The sequence below is a fragment of the Rhodococcus phenolicus genome (assembly GCF_001646785.1).
Taxonomy (GTDB): Bacteria; Actinomycetota; Actinomycetes; order Mycobacteriales; family Mycobacteriaceae; genus Rhodococcus; species Rhodococcus phenolicus.
The window spans coordinates 16,419-36,349 of sequence record NZ_LRRH01000119.1 but is presented as its reverse complement, the minus strand read 5'-3'; the positions used below and the strand labels follow the sequence as shown (position 1 = coordinate 36,349).

The window sequence follows — 19,931 nt, the reverse complement described above, 5'->3', positions numbered from 1 at the left end:
ACAGGTAAGCCTGCTCACGCTCGTGATCAGGGTGGGGCAGGCCGTCGGACGGCAAAGGGTCTCCTCGGGGTCGTGCTGTGCCGGCGCATGGTGCGGGCGTCGACAGAATTGCCCGAGAAGTCTAGTGCCGTCCGCGGCGCCGCGCAGCACCAGGCGGATACTCAGCCGATCAGCCGGTGCCGGCGCTCGAGTGCGTCCTCCGCACGCGCCCGTGCGTGCCGGCTCCGCTGGGCGGCCTGCTCCTCGGCGAGATGTGCCCACTCGGTGCCGTGCTCACGCGCCGACTCCCACCAGCGGACGCCGCGGCCGCGCGCCGACTCCGCGAGTTCGGGTCCGCGATCGCGGGCGGCGTCGAGAAGTTCGGTACCGCGTTCCCGAGCCACCTCGGCGAGTTCGGCTCCCCGTTCCCGAGCGATCTCGGCGAGTTCGGAGCCGCGCTCGCGTGCGATCTCGGCGAACCCGGCGCCGCGCTCCCGTGCGGCCTCGGCGATGTCCGGGGCGCGGTCCTTCGCCACATCGAGAAGGTGACTGCCCTGGCCGCGGGCGGATTCGGCGAGTTCAGCGGCTTCCCCGCTCAGGGCGCGGACCCGTTCGGTGACCGCGTGCAGGCCTTCGCCGAGTGCGTCCTTGTTTTCGGAGCCGTGGCTCGGCAATACCGCGACGACCTTCTCCTGAGCGTGCCGGGCCGCTCGGCGTCCCCGCCACCCCAGCGACGGTTTGCCCTCGGTGTCGGCGGCCGCGATGAGCAGACCCCCGAGCAGGCCGACGTTCTTGAGGAACTGCGTGCGCTGCATCGCGCGGGTCTCCGGATCCTCGACGTTCCAGAAGTCGTGTCCGGCGACCGTGGTGGGTACGAGGGTGCCGGCGAGAACGAACGACGCGACCCGAGGGGCCTTACCGACGGCGAGCAACGCACCGGCACCGACCTGCACTGCGGCGTTGATCCGCACGAGAGCTTCCGGATTGTCGGGGATGCGGTCGGTGACCGAGTTCGGCAGCAACGCCAGGGTCTGGTCGAGGCCGGGCTGCGCTGCGGTGGCCTTCCCGGACGGATTCCGCAGGGCGTCGATGCCCCCGGCGATGAAGATCGATGCGAGCATCGGGCGGGCGATTCGGCGAAGGATCATGCTTCCTCCCGTGGTGGGTTGCGTCTCATCCTGACGTGTACCCCGCGATTGCGGGGCATATCCCTGGCTATTCGGTGCCCATCTGCACGCGCCCGGGACCGATCCGTGTGCGCCCGGGCCGACGCGGGGGGATCGTTGGTGGCATGAACAGCGACGACGCCCGTGACGACGAGTACGGCGGCGGTGAGTACAGCGTCGACGAGGACAACCAGCTTCAACCCGCGGACACCCTCGACGACCGCGGTGTGGCCGACATGCTCGACGAGGGCTACTCGCCGCCCGAGCGGCCGTTGGCGATGAACGCGACCGCCACGACCGGCGACGAGGTGCGATACGGCGGCAGCCTCGCCCACCGGGTCGCCGCGGAGGAACCGGACCCCTCGTTCGACACCGCGGAACCGGATGTCGACGAGGTGGAACCGGGAGTGCATTATCTCGGCGAGGTGGGCGACCGGCGCGCCGGCCGGCTCGTGTCTCCCGACGACGGCCTCGGAGGTGACGACGAATCCGAACTCTGGGCCGGGGACGTCGGTATCGACGGCGGAGCGGCGTCGGCCGAGGAGGCGGCGGTCCACGTCATCGAGGAACACGAGGACTGACTGTGAGGAGGGGGCCGGCGAGGCGTCACAGCCCGCCGAGACCCTTCCCGATCACCGCGGCGCCCATGATCAGCAGCACGATCGCCATCACCTGATGATTGTTCGCCTGGAGCCACTGTTTGAGGGTGTCGAGCGGTTGCCGCAGACGCTGTGCCGCGAGCGCGTATCCGACGACGGGGATCAGCACACTCGAGGCCGCGATCACCGTGAAGATCACCAGCGTGACGACGGCTTCACCGGTTCCGAGGCCGCCTGTGCCGATCACCAGTCCCGCCGAGACGCACAGCAGCAGGTTCTTCGGGTTGACCGCGGCGAGCACCACACCGAGCCCGGCCGCCTTCGGGAAGCTCAGCCGATCGATCGCCTGCATCCATTTCGGGACCGACGTGTCGCCGCGATCGCGCCACTGTTTGGCCGCCAGCGCCACCAGCAGCACACCGAGGGCAACCTTGATCCAGGACACGGATCCGCTCGACCCGTCGGAATCCGAGGTATCGAATGCCCCGGACAGCAGCGCGACGATGCCCGTGGCCGCGAAGATACCCACGACCCAGCCGAGCCCGAAACCGGTGCTGGTGCTGCCGGCGTTCGTCGACAGCAGCATCAGAATGGCGGCGACGACGGGGATCGGCGAGATCGCGACCCCGACCGCCAGCGGGAGAAACTCACCGATGACTGTTCCCATGGCTGGACGCTATCGCCTCCTCCGGCTTCGTCGCGTCACCCGGGCAGGGTGAATCGGCGTGTGCTGCCGACGCACTTCATCCGCAGGGGATGATGTGCTCGGGCAGTGCGATCGAGGACCCTGGGCATCGACCGGCCGAAACGGCCGCCGCTGTCCGTGCAGGAAACACGCACGCCCGAGGAGCATCATGACGGATTACCAGTTCGTCGTGGACGGAGTACTCTCCGCCCGGGTGCTTGCCGCGTTTCCCGACCTGCATGCCCGGATAGACGAGAAGCGATGTACCACAACTTTGTTCGGAACGATGGACGATCCGACGGCGATGCGCACGATCCTCGCGCGTCTCGACGACCTGGGATTGACCCTGCTCGAGATGCGCCGGCTGCCCACCTGATCCGCGCCCGGGCGGTGCGGGAAACTCGGCGGAATCCTCACGGAGCCGGTAACGTCCAGGCGCGGAGGGCTGTTCGGTTTCACCGGCCGAGGAGGACTACCGATGCCGCCGCATTCCGAATACGCGCGGAACCGCCGTCACGTCGATGCGGAACCGAGCATCGACGACCGCGGGGCCCGCATCGACGACCGCGGGGCCCGCATCGCGGTGCCGGCTCCGTCGATCGCGCCACAACCGCACCGACGGCTCTACGCGCAGCTGAACGCGGCGGTCCGCCAACCCAACCCGGCCGCCGTGCTCGTCTGTGCTCCCGCCGGCACCGGAAAGACCGTGCTGCTCGCCGACTGGATCAGTCACCGACTGGACGGCGCGACCGTCGCGGTGTGGGTGACGGTGACGCATCAGGCCGACGGTCAGGCCGAGTTCTGGACCATCGTCCGCGACGCCGTCGAAACCGCACTGCCCGGCCCGGTGAGCATCCCCCTGCCCCCGGCTCCGGGCTCCGGCCCGCAATCCGGCCACCCCGAGATCCTGGCTGCGGAACTAGCGCGTCGTCCGCATCCGATAGCCCTGGTGTTCGACGACGCGCATCTGCTCCGCGACCCGCTCGTCCTGGCCGAGGTGGCGCGGTTCGTCGAACTGGTCCGCGACAGCGCGCCGAATCTGACGGTCGTCTTCGCTGCCCGGCACGAGCCGACCTTGCCCTGGCACACCTATGCCGCCGCCGGTGTCCTGGCAAGGATCGGCTGGGAGGACCTCGCCCTCGATGCCGCACAGATCACCGCCGTCCTCGCCGAACACGACAGTGCCCTGCCCGCCGACGACGCGGCGGCACTGCGGGAGTTGACGCACGGCTGGGCCGCTCTCATCCGGATCGCCGCGATCTATCTGCACACCCACCACGACCGTCACGGAGCCGTCGCCGATCTCGTGCGATCCCCCCATCCGATCTCCGACCACCTGGTCGGAGAAATGCTGGCGGCGCTCCCGGACGATCTGTTGCGGTTCCTGCTCGCGACCAGCGTCGTCGATGCCTTCACCGCGGACCTGGCCGAGCATCTGACGGGGCCCGACGCGGCAGGCACGCTGGTGATGCTCGATCGGGTCGGACTTCCGCTGCTGCACGTCGGTGACACCGAAGGCACCGGCCGGTGGCACACCTGCCACCCCTTCCTGCGGGCGCACCTGCGCGCCGAACTGCATCGCACCGATCCCGACCTCGAAGCGCGCCTGCACGTTTCCGCCGCCGACTGGTATCTGGCCGACGGTTCGCCGGTCGACGCCCTGACCCACCTGGTGGCCGTCCACGACGAACGTGGCATCGCCGACCTTCTCCACCGTCACGGCCTGGCCGTGGTCCTCGGCCGCCGCTGCAACGAGCTGTTCGCCCTGCTGGACGGGCCGGCCTCGACGGACACGACGGTGGTGCGACTGCTGCACGCCGTGGCGGCCCTCGAACGAGGTTCGCCGTCCGGTGCCCGCGCCTTCCTCGATACATTGCCCGCCTCGACCGCCGACGGCACCGACCTGCTCGTCGAGCAGACCCTGGCCGCCGCCGTCGAGGTGGGTATCGCGCTGGCCGCAGGACAGTGTCCCTCGCGCGCGGCGGTCGCGGACCTGGCAGCTCTGCCCGCAACGGGCTACCCCGAACTCGACTCCTACCGGTTGAACGTGCGAGCGGTCGCTGCCGGGATCGTCGATCCGCGCGCGGCCGAGGAACTGTTGATCCAGGCGGAATTCCTTGCGGACCTGGCACGGCACCGGCGGCTCCAGTTGCGCTGCGCCACGCTCCTGGCCGCCGGCCTGGGCCGGGCGGGCGACGTGACCGGCATGGCCCGCAAAGCCGAGGACGCCTTCGAACTCGCGGTCACGCATTCGATGCTCGACCAGCCCGACAGCCATACGAGCGCGGTGCTGATCGCGCTCGCGTGTTACCTGCAAGGTGTTCCTCTCGACGACCGGTGCCGTCGTATCCTCGGCAGCGATACGTCGCCGGATGGTGGGGCAGGCACACCCGCCCCGTGCCGGCAGTCGCGGTTGGTACTCGACCTGCACGCGCTCGCCGCCGGCTCCGTCGAGCAGGCCGCCCCCGTCTCGGCGATCGACCTCGAGGCCCTGCTCGACGACGCCGCGGGCCCGAGCGCGGACACCGGCCTGCTGCCGTACTTCACCGCGGCGCTGATCCGCACCGGTCACCTCACCGAGGCCGAACATCTCGTTCGCCGGCTGCAGCAGGATCACGACGCGCGCGCCGACACCCTGGTCTGCAAGGCGGTCGTGCACTACTCCCGGGGCCACCACAGCGCCACGCGCGCGGCGCTGGCCCCCCTCCTCGACACCGGCACCGCGTCCTACGGCACCACGGTGGCTGCCTGGTGGCTCGACGCGCTCGCCGCGCACCGGCTCGGGCAGCACGATGCGATGCACCGATCCGCCGAGCACGCACTGATTCTCGCCGAACCGCAGAACCTGGTTCGCCCGTTCCTCGACGGCGGTCCGGCGACCGTGGAGTTGCTCGCCGTCCTCGCACACCGACGGGGCACCGGCACGCCCTTCGCGGATCGTATCCGGCGCGCACTCGCCGACACCGTGGCCCGGCCGAGTCTGACGGCGACCGAACAGGTCGTGCTCGCGCACCTTCCGTCGGGCCGCACCGCAGACGAGATCGGACGCGATCTGCATGTGTCGGTCAACACGGTCAAGACCCACCTGCGCAACCTCTACCGCAAGCTCGATGCCACCTCACGGGGGGACGCCATCGCCGCCGCTGTGCGGTGCGGGCTGCTCTGACGCAGCCCGCACCCGGGGTCCGGTCTACGGGGTGACGATCGGGAAGCTGGGGTCGAACTCGTCGAGCAGCGCCGCGAAATCGGACAGAACCTGCTCGTCGCCGTCCAGGGTGATCGCACCGGACTCCTGCAGTTTCTGCGCGGAGCCGGGTTGCACGAGGACCCCTACGAGCGCGGCCTTCGGGCCCGACACGGTCAGCGGCGGCTGCGGGGACGATCCGCGGCGCGCGTTGAGGACACCTCGACGGATCCACATCGTCCATCGGACGCCCTCGTCGGTGAACTCGAAATCGATCCGGATGTCCGCGTCGGCCGCCTTGGGGCCGTCGATCTGCACGGCGACGAAGTCGAACAGGATGTCGATCGGCATGGCGAGGATGCTGTCGCGGCTCGCGGTGACGAACGGCATCGGCTGGGGTCCTTCGCGCAGTTCCTTTGCAGCACTGAGGAAGATCCCCCGCCACTGCGGACCCTCTGCCTGGTAGCCCATCTGCTCGTAGGCATCGGCCTGCAGTTCGCGGGCCGCGGTGTTGTCCGGATCTGCGAACACCAGCGGATGCAGGATCTGGGTGGCCCACCGATAGTCACCGGTGTCGAAAGCCCGGCGTCCCTCGGCGAGAATGCTGTCCGCACCGGCGAATGCGACGAACCGCTGGGCCGATTCGACCGGTGGATGTGGGTGCAGCGAGACCGGATCGCCGTCCCACATGCCCAGTTCCTTCGTGAACACCGCACGCACATCGTGGTGCAGCGTGCCGTGATAGCCGCGGTTGGCCCAGTTGCGAGCCAGTTCCTCGGGCAGTTCGACGACCTCTGCGGCCTCGAGGGGCGTGTATCCCTTGTTGGCCAGGCGCAATGCCTGGTCGTGGATGTATTTGTAGGTGTCGCGCTGGGATTCGATGAATGCGGTGATGTTCGCGTTGCCCCACACCGGCCACGTGTGCGGCCCATAGTGCACCTCGGCGGCATCTCCCCATCGCTCGAGCGTCTCGTCGAGGTAGCGCGCGAAGTTGCGGGCATCACGGGTGCGGGCGCCGCGCAGCGTCTGGATGTTGTGCAGCGAATGGTTGGCGTTCTCCGCGCAGGTCAGCGCCCGCAACTGCGGCAGCCAGATGTGCATCTCCTCGGGGGCTTCGGTGTCGGGCGCATAGAGGAACTCGAATTCGAGTCCGGCGATCTCGCGCCGGGTGCCCGTCTCGGTGATCAGATCCGTGGGGGAGATGTAGGAGACTTCGGGTCCCTTCGTGCTGGCGATGCCGATGCCGCAGGTGAGGAACCCCTTCGGTCCGGATTCGAGGAAGCCGCCGAAGGCGTACGCGGCGCGGCGTGCCATCGCGTTGCCGGCCACCACGTTCTCGCCGATCGCGTACTTGTCGAACTGGTGTCCCGGCGCGATGATCGGTACCTTCCCGGACGCCACGTCCTCGGCGTCGACGACGCCTTTCACCCCGCCGTAGTGGTCGATGTGGGTGTGGGTGTAGATCACCGCGACGACGGGCTTGTCGGTGACGTGCTCGCGGAGCAGGCTCATACCCTGCCGCGCGGATTCCACGCCTGCCATGCAGTCGACGACGACGATCCCGTCCTCACCCTCGATCACCGTGAGGTTCGCGATGTCGTTGTTGCGGACCTGATACAGCCCCTCGGTGACCTTGTACAGGCCGCCGTGTTTCATCAGCTGCGACTGCCGCCACAAGCTCGGTTCCACCGAATCGGGCGCTTCGGCGTCGTCGCCGATGAAATCGAAGTCGTGCGGGTCGAAGATCACCGAACCGTCGGGACCGACCACATTGCCGGGCAGTTCGGCGATCAGGCCCCGGCGAGCGTCGGTGAAGTCCTGCCGATCGTCCATGTCGTACCGGTGCACCGCCTCGCGGTTGCTCGCGGTGGTCGACGGTGTCGGCTCCTTCGCTCCCTGACACATGTGCAGCTCCGATCGGTCGGTGTGACGTTCGAATGGGTGCCGGATCCACCGTCGCCCGGCGTAGCGCGCCGACGCATCACCCTCCGCGGGTGAACCTGCGAGGCCTGTCGGATGCCCGCACGAGGTTGATCATATTCCGATATAGGAATATGATCGGTTGCATGGCACGAACAGCGACGACATCGGACGTCTTCAACGCGATCGCCGAGCCGCAGCGACGGCAGATCCTGATGCTGCTGCGGACGGGCGAACGGCCGGTGACGGAGCTGGCTCAGGAGCTGAGGATGAGCCAGCCGGGGGCGTCCAAACATCTGCGGGTGCTCCGGGAGGTCGGGCTGGTGAGGGACCGCCGGGCCGGCAAGCAACGGCTGTACGGCCTCGATGCCCGAGGACTGCGACCGGTTCACGAGTGGACCGGTGGCTTCGAGCGGTTCTGGAACGAGAGCTTCGACCGGCTGGACGAGTACGTGCGGGAACTCGAGCAGGAACGGCAGGAGGACTGACTGATGAGCGCAACGGAACGAGGGGTGTTTGCGCAGCCCGCGGCCGCGGACCGCGAGATAGTGATCTCCCGGATCATCGGTGCCCCGAGAGAGCTGGTCTTCGAGGCGTTCACCGAGGTGCGGCACCTGTCGCGCTGGTGGGGGCCGGACGGGTTCACCACCACCACGCGGGCGTTCGAATTTCGCGTCGGCGGAGAGTGGGTTTTCGTGATGCACGGACCGGACGGAACGGACTACCCGGAGTGGATCTCCTGGACCGACATCGTCCCGCCGCAGCGGATCGCGCTGCTCCACGGCGAGTCGCGCGGCGACCCCGATGCGTTCGTGTCCGTCCTGACGTTCGAGCCCGAAGGCGCGGCGACCCGGATCGAGATGCGCACGGCATTCCCCACCAGGGAAATTCGCGACGAGGCGGTCGAGAAATATCACGCGATCGAGGGCGGTCGGCAGACCCTCGGCAACCTGGCCGCCTACGTCCTCGGGATCGTCCGGAAGGGAGCGGAGACCTGATGGCCGGAAAGGTGTTCTTCAGCGTGTCGATGTCGCTGGACAGCTTCAACGCGCCCGGGTCCCCCGAGAACCTGATGGGCCGGCAGTGGAGGGAGCTGCAGCAGTGGGTCTTCCCGCAGCGGTTCTTCCGGGAGAACCTGACGCTCGGCGACGGCGGCGAGGAGGGGCGCGACAACGACATCCTGCGGGAGACGTTCGCGCGCACCGGCGCGAGCGTGATGGGCAGGCGCATGTTCGACGCAGGCGTGGCCGGAGGATGCGCCGTTCCACACGCCGGTCTTCGTCCTGACGCACACGAAGCGTGACTCCTGGGGGCGGCCCGGCGGGACCACTTTCCACTTCGTAGACGACGGTGTCGAGATCGCGTTCGACCGGGCACGCCGCGCCGCCGGCGACCGGGATGTCCGCATCGCCGGCGGCGGCGCAACGATCCTGGAGTACCTGAACGCCGGCCGGGTCGACGAGTTCACGATCGCGCTCTCACCCGTGCTGTTCGGCTCCGGCGTCCGCCTGTTCGAGGGCGTGGACGCGGGCCGCGTGGCCCTGGAGCCGGTCCGTGCAGAGCCGACGCAGCGGATGACCCACCTGACCTACGCGGTCCGGCAGCGGTGATCGCCCGGCAGCGTCAACCGGTCGACGGCGGCGCATGCTCACGGGTGCCCCTCACTTTCTCCGGCTGACGTTCACCGCGGTCCGGGGTGACGTAGACCATCTTCGGCATCGAGCCGATGCGCTTCGCAATTTCTCGTCCAGCGGACACCCGCGTTCCCTCGCGTCACGAACCACCGTGGATGCCTGTACCCGGCACGGCCGGAGTCCGGTACCGGCGTGGACCGTTCCGTCGTCTCGATCCCGGGCGAGAGCGAGCCCGGCGTCGCCGCCGTCGCTCTCCGCTGACGCGGCCTCTTAACGCGCCCGTGAAATTCGCGTCGAAAGGGTGTTACACGACCGCCCTACGGTGATCCGGTAGTCGACGTGAGGAGCACGAGTGAAGGCCATCGTCATCGGCGCCGGTATGGGAGGTCTCAGTGCGGGAATCGCGTTGCAGCGCATCGGCTGGGATGTGGAGGTGTACGAGCAGGTGGTCGAGAACAAGCCGGTGGGCGCGGCGATCTCGTTGTGGCCCAACGGTGTCAAATGCCTGAACTATCTCGGGCTCGAGAAACAGATCGCAGAGCTCGGCGGTCCGATGGAGACGATGGCCTACCGGGACGGATTCACAGGCGAGACGATGACCGAGTTCAGCCTGTGGCCGATCGTCGAACAGGCCGGGCAGCGGCCGTATCCGGTGTCCCGTGCCGAACTCCAGTCGATGCTGATGAACGAATTGGGCACCGAGCACATCCGATTGGGGATGCGCATGGTGGACATCGCCGACGACGGTGACGCCGTGACCGCCACCTTCGCCGACGGCAGCACCGCAACCGGCGACATCCTGATCGGCGCGGACGGGGCCAGGTCCCGCACCCGCGACCACGTGCTCGGTGAACCCGTCGAACGTCGGTATGCGGGCTACGTCAACTTCAACGGCCTCGTAGACATCGACGAGACCATCGCCCCTGCCACCCAGTGGACGACCTACGTCGGGGACGGCAAGCGTGTGTCACTCATGCCGGTCGCCGGGAGTCGCTTCTACTTCTTCTTCGACGTCCCGTTGCCCGCCGGACTCGACTACGACCGATCTGCCGCGAAAAACGTTCTCGCCGAGTATTTCTCCGGTTGGGCGCCGCAGGTGCACAAGCTGATCGGCATGCTCGATCCGTTCGCCGTCAACCGCGTCGAGATCTTCGACATCGACCCGTTCGACAACTGGGTGAAAGGGCGGGTGGCGCTGCTCGGCGACGCGGGGCACAACACCACACCCGACATCGGACAGGGCGGCTGCTCGGCAATGGAGGATGCCGTCGTACTCGCCATCGCGCTGCAGACGAACACGCTCGGCGTCGAGGACGCCCTCGTCCGGTACCGGGACCGCAGAACCGCCCGGGCGGGGGAGTTGGTGTTGCGGGCCCGCAAGCGCAGCGACGTCACCCACGCGAAGGACCCGGACGTCACGCGGGCCTGGTACGACGAACTGCGCACCGAGGACGGCACCGGCATCATCCGCGGCATCGTCTCGAACATCGTCGGTAACCCGCTGGGCTGATGCCCCGGTGTGCCCTTGTGGCGGTTCCCCGCCGCCACGAAGGCACACGGGCGGCGAAGCCGCCAGCCCGCGCGAACGGGCCCGGCTTCAGGCGACCGGCGCCCCCGGATCCGCGGCGGGCCGCACGTTCTGGTTGATGTGGAACACGTTGTCCGGGTCGTTGCGCCGCTTGATGCGGGCGAGCCGGTCGTAGTTGCCGCGATACGACGCGCGGACCCGGTCCTGACCCTCGTCCATCAGAAAGTTGACGTAGGCGCCGCCGGCCGATGTCGGGTGCAGGGCCTCCCAGTAGTCCCGGGCCCACCGGGAGATGAGTTCCGCGTTGGCCGCGTCCGGGTCGACGCCGACGATGACCCCGGCCCAGCCGCCGTCCCGGTAGGAGAACGGCGTGGCGCTCTCGGACACACGTCCGGCGGCACCGTCGATGGGGTAGAGGTGCATGGTCGAATGCCCGGTGGGCAGCGCCGCGCCGAACCGGCAGTGAACGTCGATCGCGGCATCGGAGATCTCGTTGAAGAAGTCCGCACGCCAATACCATTGCAGCCCAGCAGGATACAGTCCGTCGAACGCACTCTGCAGGGCGGTGAACGGCATGTCGTGCAGGCCCACCAGCATCGGTGACCCGAACTCCCTGATCGGTGCGAGCGCCTCGTCCGCCCGGTCGTGCGGACCGGTGTAGCACCAGACGATCACGCACGCGCCGCGACCCCACAGTTCCTCGGGGAACGGCGGCGCCGGCGGCACGGTGATCAACCCGATCCAGCCGCTCAGCTCCTCCGGCAACGACGGCAGCAGTTCGCGGTACCAGCGCATGACCTCGGCGGTGTCGGCGATGTCGTAGAGCACGGGCCCCCCGATGATCGTGCCGTGCTCGCCGATGTCGTGGCAGCGGAACGTGAACGAGGTGACGATCCCGAAGTTGCCGCCCCCGCCGCGCAGCGCCCAGAACAGGTCACTGTGCGAATCCTCGCGCGCCGTCACGAACGTGCCGTCGGCGAGCACCACGTCCGCCGCCAGCAGATTGTCGACCGTCAGGCCGAACCGGCGCGTGAGATAACCGATGCCGCCACCGAGCGTCAGACCCGCCACGCCGGTGGAGGCCAGGAACCCGGACGGGGTCGCCATCCCGAATCCCACCGTCGCGTGGTCGACGTCTCCCCAGACACAACCCGCGTCCACCCGGACGGTTTGGTGTTCGGGATCGACGGTGGTGCTGCGCATCGACGACAGGTCGACGACCAGCGCGTCGTCCCACACGCCGAGGCCGGCCGCGTTGTGACCGCCGCCGCGCACCGCGAGCTCGAGGCCGCAGTCCCGGGCGAACCGCACGCAGGCGATGACGTCGACGGCATCGCGGCAGCGCACGATCGCCGCGGGTCGTTTGTCGATCATCGCGTTGTACACGGCGCGCGCCTCGTCGTAGCCCGGATCGTCCGGGGTGATCAGATCGCCGCGCAGCGCCGCGGTCAGGTCGTCGAACGAGGCGGCAGTGGTGCCGGTCGGGGTGGTGGTCATCGGAAGCTCCATCGGTCGGCGCACGCGTCCCTCGCATGCCGGAACCGACGTTAGGAACGTGGCGTTCGCGCAGCGTTCGCCCGCCCGCGCCCGTCACCGCACGGGCGGAACGCCGAGACCGTCGAGGTCGCGTTCGCAACGACGGACCAGAGCGATGCTGCCGTGACCGGCTGCCAGCCGCGCCGCGGCCCGCAACCGCTCCGCGGCGACCGGGGCATCGTCGTACGCGGCGCGCATCCGCATCACCTCCGGCAGCCACCAGCGGTCGTCGCGGGCACGCGCGGCGACCGTCGCAGCATCGAGGGTCGCGCTCGCGGCGCCGGGCCGGTCGCGCAGCAGGTCCGCGAGCAGCGCCAGCCAATACGGCATCCGGGCGAACGAACCGGCCGCCCGCAGGTGGGCGATCCCGCGCCGGACCGCGCCGACACCGTCCTCGCCGTCCGCCCGGGACCAGCCGTCGAGGATCAGCCCCCACTCCCGGTAGTACGCGAAGTCGTACTGCGCGCACAGTTCCCGCAGTTCGGTGACCGTCTCGCGCAACTCGGGCAGATCGTGGCACAACTGCCGGGTGACCGCGCCGTACCCGAGTGCCACGGCCAGCACGAAAGGGTCGTCGCCGTCGCGGGCCAGCGCGATCGCCTCCCGGCAACGGGCGCGCGCGGCGTTGTCGTCGCCGAGCAGCCAGTGCGCGTGCGCAGCCCACGCGCATCCGTGCACGTCGGGGCGGGTGCCGACGGTCCACGAATGGGCGCCCTCGGTGAGTTCGGCGGCGAGCGCGAAATGATGCAGTGCCTCCGCCGGCCGGCCGAGACTCACCGCGGATCCCGCATACGCGAAATGAGCCGATCCGCACAGTTCGGTCTCGGGCACAACCAGTGTCAGCGCGCGGGTGACCGACCGGTGCGCCCCCGCGGTGTCGCCCCGGACGAACCGCGTCGACCACAGGCCGACGAGACCGACGATCGTCGACTCCGTGCGGCCCAGCGCGTCGGCCAGTTCGATCGAACGCTCGAGGGTGCGCTGCAACTCGGGGGAGGAATAGCCGTAACGGGCGTTGAGCGGCGCCGCCAGCGCCTCGAGTATCGCGAGTTCCTGGGCGGCCGAGCCGGTCCCCGGACGCTCGCGGACCAGCCCGAGTGCTCGTCGATGCAGCCGGATGGCCTCGGTGTAGGCGAACCGGCGGGTCGCGATGTCGGCCGCACGACGGAAATACGGCACCGCCCGATCCGGACGCCCACCCCGGGCGTACTGCTCGGCGAGCTGAGCCGACACCGGATCGGTGTCGTCGCGATGCAACAGTTCGAGCGCCTGCGCGAGCCGGCGGTGCAGCAGCCACCGTTTCGGCGCGCCGACCGTCGCGTACGCGGCGTCGCGCAACAGGTCGTGGGTGAAGTCGTAGCCCTCCCGGAACTCGGTGACGATGCGTCGGCGCCACAGTTCGTCGACTGCCCGCACGACCGCGTCCGCACCGAGATCGCTCGCTTCCGCAAGCAGGTCGAGCGTGAAATCACGTCCGACCGCGGCCGCCAGCGCAGCGACCTCCCGAGCCTCCGGGCTCGACTGCTCCACGCGGTGGTGCAACACCGACGAAAGACCCTCGACCGACAGCGCCGTGCCGTTCCGATCGGAAGCCGAACGCATCGCCTCGACGATGTACAACGGGAAGCCCCCGGTCGCCGTGTGGAGCAACGGCCGTTCCTCACCGGTGAGCGATCGCCCACCGATCGCTTCGGCCAGCCGCGTACCGTCCGCTTCGTCCAGTGGGCCCAATCGCAGCTCCGCCACCGTGCCCGACCGGCCCAGGCCTTCCGACCATTCGGCGAGCGCTGCGGCGGTGTCCGAGGTGTCGTCCCGCGCGGCCGCCGCGAGCAGCAGGGGCGCATCACGCGTCGACCCCAGGCAGAACGCGAGAAACGTGAGTGTCTCCTGGTCGCACCATTGCACGTTGTCCAGGGTCAACAGAACCGGGCGACCGTCGCCGACGAGACCGCGGGCGAGCCCTTCGAAGAAGCGATGCCGCTGCCAGGTGTCGGCGAGCGCACCGATACCGCGAGGCAGGTGGGGTTCGCGAGAGCGATCGGTGTCCGTGTCGGCGGACGGGACCAGCCGATCGATCTCGGTGCGCCATACCGGGGCGAGACCCGATCGCGCCGCTGCCACCGCCGGGGTACGCAGCCAGTCCGCGACGGGAGCCAGAGCCAGCCCACCGGAGGTCGCGAAGCACCCGCTCTGCGCCACTGTCGCACCTGCGGCCTGGGCGAGGTGCGCGACCTCGGCGAGCAACCGGGTCTTCCCGACGCCCGCGCCGCCGCGGATGAGGACCGCCCCGGGTGTTCCGGACGACGCCCGCTCCCACGCGGCGGCGAGCTGTTCGATCTCGTGTGAGCGCCCGACCAGTCCTACGGTGGTGTGTCCGCTGCGGATCGGAGTTCGCCGGCCGGGCGCGGTGTCGAGAATCCGTTCGACGAGGGCGCGCGTCGCCGGGGCCGGGGCGACGCCGAGTTCACGTTCGAGAAGCGATGCGCAGCGGTGATAGGTACTCGCGGCGCCGGCCCGGTCTCCTGTCTGCGCCTGCAGCCGCATCAGGATGCGATAGCCGGCTTCCTCGAGCGGAGCCAGCCGGACACGGCGGCGCGCGAACTCGACCGCACCCGCCGGATCGCCGGTGCGTACGAGCGCGCCGGACAGCAGATCGCACAGTTCCACGCACCGACGTTCGAGATCGGACCGGACCTCGAGTGCCCAGTCGTCGTACACGGCGGGCAGGAACTCGCCGCCGTACGAGTCGAGCGCGGTCGTCGCGTGGAGGACGGCTCCGCGCTGGTCGTCGGAGCGGGCCGCCTGCAGCGCGGCCGTGCGTTCGACGTCGAAGACGCGCAGGTCGGCGCTGCTCGACGTGCTGTCGGTCCAGCACAAGTCCTTGGCCGTCACCACGAGGGACGGTTCGTCGCCCAGCGCCTGCCTCAGATGATGGAGTTCGCGCCGCAGGTTGGTCAGGGACTGTCCCTCGGGCGAATCGGGCCAGAAGAGGGTCGCGAGCCGTTGCCTGGGCTGGGGTGTTCCCGCGTGGGCGACCAGGAACGCGACGAGCGCGAGTGCCCGCGGCGACCGGGTCACCACGGCCCCGGTCGTATCGTCGGTGATCGCCTGTTCGCCCAGAACGGAGACCCGCAGCATGCCTCGTTCCTCCCGGGATCAGGTTAGTCCCCGTTCCCGGGCGGGTGGAGGCCCGACGGCGCGGCCCCGGGGTGGATCCCCGAGGCCACACCGTTCCGGTGCCGGCGGCTACTGCACGTCGTCCATGGTTTTGCCGACGTCCGCGAGGGTCATGGGTGCGCCGAAGTCGGCGGTGAACTTCCGGGCGGGGATGTCGCACCGGTACAGGCCGCTGTCCGGGTTGAAGTCGGCGGTGGTCCAGCCCTCCGATGTGGCCTTCTCGACGTTGAAGCACGGCTGGGGCGGGATCGGGTTCTGCAGGTCGGAGGCGGCGTGCAGGCCGCCGCCGGTCCAGGCGGTTTCGCCGCGTGCGGTCTCGTAGAGGCACGTGCGGGTCAGGTCGTCGCCGCAGGCGGCGGCGGATTTGGCGAACAGCAGCCAGGACGACCAGGCGCGCATCGCCGGGAGGGTGATCTGCGCGTCCGGGGCGTACTTGGCGTACAGCTCCTTCAGCTGCTCGACGGCGGGTTCGTCGCTCTCGAGGGGTGCCACACCGCTGAGGTCGACGAGGTTGTTCTGGAAGTCGGCGGATCTGCCGAGCAGCTCGATGAACTGGGCGTTGTAGGCGTTGTTGTTCGGGTCGATCCAGTCGAGCTTGTAGTCCATGTTGGTCAGGACCTCTTCGAGCTTGGCGAGCTGGTCGAAGCTGCCCATGAAGATCAGGCCCTTGACCCCGTTGTTCTTGATGGCCTGTGCGTAGGGCGTCCAGTCCGAGACACCCATGGTCGGGTACAGCTCGTTGTAGACGACCTTTGCGCCGATCGCATCGAGCGTCTCGAGCGTCATCTGCTGAACCGCTTTGGTGATCGCCGAATCCCCGTTGATCAGACCCACGGCCTGTTTCGAATCCGGATAGGCCTCGTTCACCGTCCACGTGCGGAAACCGGTGTAGTTGTCGTACCCCGGGACCTTCGACGGTGAGGCGCTGATCTCGAGGTCGGCGCCGGCGGAGCGTTCCTGGACGGCCTGGGCGGGGAAGCTCGGGAGCAGGCAGCCCAGGCGTTCCTTGACGCCGAGGGCGTCGAGTCCGGCGCCGCCGCCGACGAGGGCGAAGTCCTCGCGGCAGGCTTCGATCATGCGTTGGCGCGGTTCCATGAGTTTGGCGTCGCGGGTGTTGGCGACGAGGGTGCGGCCGTTGATGCCGCCGTTGTCGTTGCACCAGGAGGTGAAGACGTTTGCGGCGTCGACGAATTCGGAGTTCTTGGTGAAGCCCATGTCGGTGAAGACGCCGACTTCGATCTGTTCGGCGGTGACGCCCTGGGTGGTGGCGGTGGAGGCGTCGCCGTCCTGGCAGATGTCGGTGAGGTCGCCGAAGTCCGCGGAGACCTCCGAGGACGAGTCGCTGCCGGAGCCGCCGGCACTGTCGGATTCCGTGCCGCTGCGGCCGCTACAGCCGGCAGCGAGCAACGCGATCGCCGCGACGGCGACGACGACGCGCCGCTGTCCGACACGGAATGGATGATGTCGCTTCACGAGTGTCCCCCCGCTCCGGTGGACCTGCGCGACCGCGGTGATCGGGCAGGAAGTCGGATGGTAGAAAGTCCCTCACCCCGTAGGGAAACTTTCCTCTCCGACTTGGAGAACGAAGATATTGCCTCTCGGTTCGGCCGGGAGGGTTTTCGCGGAACCCGATCGGGCATTTCGGCCGCGAGGTACCCGCGTGGGACCGGCGCCGCTGCGGCCGCGGTGTGGGATGCTCTGCGAAACGATTCCACCGCACCGGGAGACGCAGGATTGACCACTCGACCACCGCTGGGCCGGCCCGTGGGGGCGAGTGGCGAAGCGACTCGGCAGAGGATCCTGGCGGCGGCGATGCGCAGCGTCGCCGAGGTCGGCTACGTGCGGGCGACGATTCGCGAGATCGCTCGGACAGCGGGGACCACCAGCGGAAGCCTGTATCACTATTTCCCGAACAAGTCCGAACTCGTCAAGGCCGCGTTCGGCGAAATCGCCGATGTCGCGGTGCCGCGGCTCACCGAGGCTGCGACCGGTGCGGACGGCGTAGTGGGCAAACTGACGGCCTTGTTCGACGAGGCGGCCGGGTCACCCGGGAGTATCCGTACGCGGTTGCCTTCGATCGCGCGATTCGGGTCGAGAGCGCCGAGCACCTGCACCTCGGGGAGGACGCCGACACCCTGTTCGACACGCTCCGCGCCGTGGTCGTCGGCATCGTCGACCAGTTCCGCAGGGACGGCGAACCCGATCCGGGCGTCGCCTTCTGAGTGTTGAAATACGGCTGCGGGGGAATCGGGTTCTGCAGGTCGGAGGCGGCGTGCAGGCCGCCGCCGGTCCAGGCGGTTTCGTTGCGCGCGGTCTCGTAGAGGCGCTTGCGGGTCAGGTCGTCGCCGCAGGCGGCGGATTTGGCGAACAGCGGCCAGGACGACCAGGTGCGCATCGCCGGGAGGGTGATCTGTGCGCCCGGTGCGAGTGGTCGATGTCGGCCAGACCGAAGCCGGTGTCGACCCAGTCTCCTGGTCGTACCGATTCCGCTACGGACTCGGTGGAATCCATGATCTCGCTCCTTCTCGCTGTCGACGACGGCGTCGTGAAACGTGGGCTGACGATATGAAGATCCGAATGTTTTCCGGCTGTTGGCTGTTCGCGCTGCAGGGCATGCCGGGGTGATTTCCGGCGCCGGAGGTCACGATCGCGACGCGAGGTGACCGCGTGCAGTGGGTGGACGTGTGGCTCTTGGTGTTTCGGCGCGGCCGACTCTCGTCCGTGCGGGGAGAGCGCGCGGACATGCCCCGCTCGCCGCGCCCCCACGGTCGGTGGAACCGGGGAATCGCCCGCCCACGCGCGTGAAGTCTCGTGTGGTCGATACGGTTCCGTTCAGGGGAACGGCGCGTACGCTCTGATCTCAGCAAGGGATCGCCAATGTTGTGCGGAGGAATTCGCGACTGCCGAAACGGTGGGCTGACATGACCGAAGAGTCGACGACCAGCGGTTCCGATCGGAGCTCAGGCCATCCGGCGCTGCTCGCGATCCTGCTCGCGATGGCAATGTTCGTGCTGGTTGTGGACACCTCCCTCATGAACGTGTCCATCTCCGCGGTCGTCCGCGACCTCGGCACGACCGTCAGCGGCGTGCAGGCCGCCATCGCGCTCGAAGCACTCGTGTCGGCCGCGTTCATCCTCATCGGCAGCAAGGTCGGAGATCTCATCGGCCGTAAACGCGCCTACGTACTGGGCCTGCTCGGCTATGCGACGGGTGCGACGGCGATGGCTTTCGCCCAGGGCCTGACGGCCGTGATCGTCTTCTGGGCCGTCATCGGCGGGATCGGTGCCTCGTTGCTGCTCCCCGCGATGCAGTCCCTCGTCCACGGCAACTTCGAAGGCGACGCGCAGAAGAAGGTCTACGCGCTCGTCGGTGCCGCCGCGGCGATCGCCGCGGCCGTCGGACCACTGCTCGGCGGATTCATCACCACCTACCTGTCCTGGCGCATCGCGTTCGTGCTCGAAGTGGTGATCATCGCGGTCGTGCTGTCCGGTATCGGACTCGTCCGGGACGTGCCCTACACCGGATCGCGGGGGGTCGACGGGGTCGGGGCGCTCCTGTCGGTGGTCGGCATGGGCGGCATCGTGCTGGGCATCCTGGTGTGGCAGGAGGGCGGCGAATCGGTCGCCGGACTCCTCGTCCTCGGCGCGGCCGCCCTCACCGGTCTCGCCTTCTGGTTGGTGCGGCGCAAACGCCGCGGCGCGTCGGCGCTACTGGATCCGGATCTGTTCCGGTCGAAGGTCTTCCGGCTCGGCGTCACCGGTCAGATGCTGCAACAGATCGCGCTCGGCGGCGTCATGATCGCACTGCCGATCTATCTGCAGATGGTGCTCGAATACAACGCCATGCAGGCGGGCCTGTCGCTCGCCCCGCTCTCCCTCAGCATGTTCGCCGTGGCGCTGCTCGCCGGGAAGAGGGCAGGAGGTCGCCAACCCAGCACCATCATCAGGTGGGGATTCCTGCTCGTCACGATCGGGATCGCGGTGCTCGTCCCGATCGTGCCCCGCGCCGACTTCGGGTGGGGACTGCTGCTGCCGCTCGCGGTCGCCGGCTCCGGTCTGGGCCTGCTGGTCTCGCAGCTGAACAACTACACGCTCGCGCCGATCTCGGAGGAGCGGGTCAGCGAAGCGGCCGGCACCAACTCGGCGGCCGGCTCGTTCGGCCTGTCGTTCGGTCTGGCCTTCGCCGGTGCGATCCTGCTCGCGACCCTGTCGATCACGTTCACGTCGATGGCGGAGTCGAGCGACGTGCTGCCGCCCGCCGAGCAGCAACGCGTCGCGCAGGTACTCGAGGAGGACGCGGAGGTCATGAGCAACACCCAGCTCGAGGAGTTGCTCGCCGGTCAGCCCCCGGCGATCCGGGACGAGGTCGTCCGGATCAACACCGACGCGCGCCCGCTCGCCCTGCAGGTCGCGCTGCTCGTCCCGCTCGCCGCGGGACTGCTCGGCTTCGCCAACTCGTTCCGCATGGTCCGAGCCGACGGGAGGCGGGCCACCGCGCCGAACGGTTCGACGCCACTCTGACGG

The 19,931-nt window shown here is 69.0% G+C and carries 16 protein-coding genes; 10 read left to right on the top strand and 6 right to left on the bottom strand.

Going from position 1 to position 19,931, the window contains the following annotated elements:
• Positions 1 to 161: 161 nt before the first annotated feature.
• Positions 162 to 1,127, bottom strand: coding sequence for a DoxX family protein (locus tag A8G15_RS25865; RefSeq protein WP_068165903.1), 966 nt, complete (start codon positions 1,125 to 1,127; stop codon positions 162 to 164).
• 143 nt (positions 1,128 to 1,270) lie between these two features.
• Here A8G15_RS25865 and A8G15_RS25860 point away from each other — a divergent pair, with 143 nt between their 5' ends.
• Positions 1,271 to 1,726 (top strand): DUF5709 domain-containing protein, encoded by a 456-nt coding sequence (locus A8G15_RS25860; protein ID WP_068165902.1) that lies wholly within the window; start codon positions 1,271 to 1,273, stop codon positions 1,724 to 1,726.
• Between the two features lie 25 nt (positions 1,727 to 1,751).
• Here the strand turns inward: A8G15_RS25860 and A8G15_RS25855 are convergent, their stop codons facing one another.
• Positions 1,752 to 2,411: a GAP family protein gene (locus A8G15_RS25855; RefSeq protein WP_068165901.1), complete on the bottom strand. Its 660-nt coding sequence runs from the start codon at positions 2,409 to 2,411 to the stop codon at positions 1,752 to 1,754.
• A 187-nt stretch (positions 2,412 to 2,598) separates the two neighbouring features.
• On the opposite strand from A8G15_RS25855, the gene A8G15_RS25850 reads away from it, so the two are divergent.
• Positions 2,599 to 2,805, top strand: a complete 207-nt coding sequence (locus A8G15_RS25850) for a hypothetical protein (RefSeq protein WP_068165900.1) — start codon at positions 2,599 to 2,601, stop codon at positions 2,803 to 2,805.
• A gap of 102 nt (positions 2,806 to 2,907) precedes the next feature.
• The gene (locus A8G15_RS25845; protein ID WP_068165899.1) at positions 2,908 to 5,595 is read left to right on the top strand and encodes a winged helix-turn-helix domain-containing protein; all 2,688 of its coding nucleotides are present in this window, start codon (positions 2,908 to 2,910) and stop codon (positions 5,593 to 5,595) included.
• Between the two features lie 24 nt (positions 5,596 to 5,619).
• Here the strand turns inward: A8G15_RS25845 and A8G15_RS25840 are convergent, their stop codons facing one another.
• Positions 5,620 to 7,518 (bottom strand): alkyl/aryl-sulfatase, encoded by a 1,899-nt coding sequence (locus A8G15_RS25840; RefSeq protein ID WP_068165898.1) that lies wholly within the window; start codon positions 7,516 to 7,518, stop codon positions 5,620 to 5,622.
• Between the two features lie 161 nt (positions 7,519 to 7,679).
• On the opposite strand from A8G15_RS25840, the gene A8G15_RS25835 reads away from it, so the two are divergent.
• The 5 genes from A8G15_RS25835 (at position 7,680) to hpxO (ending at position 10,677) form a co-directional block, all read left to right on the top strand.
• Positions 7,680 to 8,021, top strand: a complete 342-nt coding sequence (locus A8G15_RS25835; RefSeq protein ID WP_068165897.1) for an ArsR/SmtB family transcription factor — start codon at positions 7,680 to 7,682, stop codon at positions 8,019 to 8,021.
• A gap of 3 nt (positions 8,022 to 8,024) precedes the next feature.
• Positions 8,025 to 8,531 carry an SRPBCC family protein gene (locus tag A8G15_RS25830; RefSeq protein ID WP_068165896.1) on the top strand — a complete coding sequence of 169 codons (507 nt, stop codon included), beginning with the start codon at positions 8,025 to 8,027 and terminating at the stop codon, positions 8,529 to 8,531.
• Entirely contained in the window at positions 8,531 to 8,836 is a 306-nt protein-coding gene (locus tag A8G15_RS32070; protein ID WP_245688006.1) for a hypothetical protein, read from the top strand. The genes A8G15_RS25830 and A8G15_RS32070 overlap by 1 nt, the downstream gene beginning before the upstream one ends.
• The gene (locus A8G15_RS32395; RefSeq protein WP_342671599.1) at positions 8,817 to 9,143 is read left to right on the top strand and encodes a dihydrofolate reductase family protein; all 327 of its coding nucleotides are present in this window, start codon (positions 8,817 to 8,819) and stop codon (positions 9,141 to 9,143) included. Before A8G15_RS32070 ends, A8G15_RS32395 begins: the two co-directional genes overlap by 20 nt.
• Positions 9,144 to 9,519: 376 nt before the next feature.
• Complete coding sequence (gene hpxO, locus A8G15_RS25820) at positions 9,520 to 10,677, top strand: FAD-dependent urate hydroxylase HpxO (RefSeq protein WP_068165895.1); 1,158 nt, start codon at positions 9,520 to 9,522, stop codon at positions 10,675 to 10,677.
• Between the two features lie 87 nt (positions 10,678 to 10,764).
• On the opposite strand, the gene A8G15_RS25815 is transcribed toward hpxO, so the two are convergent.
• The 3 genes from A8G15_RS25815 to A8G15_RS25805 form a co-directional block, all read right to left on the bottom strand.
• Positions 10,765 to 12,192 (bottom strand): FAD-binding oxidoreductase, encoded by a 1,428-nt coding sequence (locus A8G15_RS25815; RefSeq protein WP_156665568.1) that lies wholly within the window; start codon positions 12,190 to 12,192, stop codon positions 10,765 to 10,767.
• Positions 12,193 to 12,285: 93 nt separating this feature from the next.
• A complete protein-coding gene (locus A8G15_RS25810) occupies positions 12,286 to 15,369 on the bottom strand; it encodes an ATP-binding protein (RefSeq protein ID WP_068165893.1) in 3,084 nt (1,027 codons plus the stop codon).
• Between the two features lie 108 nt (positions 15,370 to 15,477).
• Positions 15,478 to 16,881, bottom strand: a complete 1,404-nt coding sequence (locus A8G15_RS25805) for an ABC transporter substrate-binding protein (RefSeq protein WP_156665567.1) — start codon at positions 16,879 to 16,881, stop codon at positions 15,478 to 15,480.
• Here A8G15_RS25805 and A8G15_RS32390 point away from each other — a divergent pair.
• Together A8G15_RS32390 and A8G15_RS25795 are read left to right on the top strand one after the other, a co-directional pair.
• Positions 16,867 to 17,637, top strand: coding sequence for a TetR/AcrR family transcriptional regulator (locus A8G15_RS32390; RefSeq protein WP_342671598.1), 771 nt, complete (start codon positions 16,867 to 16,869; stop codon positions 17,635 to 17,637). The genes A8G15_RS25805 and A8G15_RS32390 overlap by 15 nt on opposite strands.
• Positions 17,638 to 18,329: 692 nt before the next feature.
• Entirely contained in the window at positions 18,330 to 19,928 is a 1,599-nt protein-coding gene (locus A8G15_RS25795; protein ID WP_068165891.1) for an MFS transporter, read from the top strand.
• Positions 19,929 to 19,931: the final 3 nt, after the last annotated feature.

Bases quoted from the DNA above. Each gene is read 5' to 3' on its own strand.
- A8G15_RS25865 (WP_068165903.1), bottom strand. From the start codon at position 1,127: ATGATCCTTCGCCGAATCGCCCGCCCGATGCTCGCATCGATCTTCATC.
- A8G15_RS25860 (WP_068165902.1), top strand. From the start codon at position 1,271: ATGAACAGCGACGACGCCCGTGACGACGAGTACGGCGGCGGTGAGTAC.
- A8G15_RS25855 (WP_068165901.1), bottom strand. From the start codon at position 2,411: ATGGGAACAGTCATCGGTGAGTTTCTCCCGCTGGCGGTCGGGGTCGCG.
- A8G15_RS25850 (WP_068165900.1), top strand. From the start codon at position 2,599: ATGACGGATTACCAGTTCGTCGTGGACGGAGTACTCTCCGCCCGGGTG.
- A8G15_RS25845 (WP_068165899.1), top strand. From the start codon at position 2,908: ATGCCGCCGCATTCCGAATACGCGCGGAACCGCCGTCACGTCGATGCG.
- A8G15_RS25840 (WP_068165898.1), bottom strand. From the start codon at position 7,518: ATGTGTCAGGGAGCGAAGGAGCCGACACCGTCGACCACCGCGAGCAAC.
- A8G15_RS25835 (WP_068165897.1), top strand. From the start codon at position 7,680: ATGGCACGAACAGCGACGACATCGGACGTCTTCAACGCGATCGCCGAG.
- A8G15_RS25830 (WP_068165896.1), top strand. From the start codon at position 8,025: ATGAGCGCAACGGAACGAGGGGTGTTTGCGCAGCCCGCGGCCGCGGAC.
- A8G15_RS32070 (WP_245688006.1), top strand. From the start codon at position 8,531: ATGGCCGGAAAGGTGTTCTTCAGCGTGTCGATGTCGCTGGACAGCTTC.
- A8G15_RS25815 (WP_156665568.1), bottom strand. From the start codon at position 12,192: ATGACCACCACCCCGACCGGCACCACTGCCGCCTCGTTCGACGACCTG.
- A8G15_RS25810 (WP_068165893.1), bottom strand. From the start codon at position 15,369: ATGCTGCGGGTCTCCGTTCTGGGCGAACAGGCGATCACCGACGATACG.
- A8G15_RS32390 (WP_342671598.1), top strand. From the start codon at position 16,867: ATGATGTCGCTTCACGAGTGTCCCCCCGCTCCGGTGGACCTGCGCGAC.
- A8G15_RS25795 (WP_068165891.1), top strand. From the start codon at position 18,330: ATGACCGAAGAGTCGACGACCAGCGGTTCCGATCGGAGCTCAGGCCAT.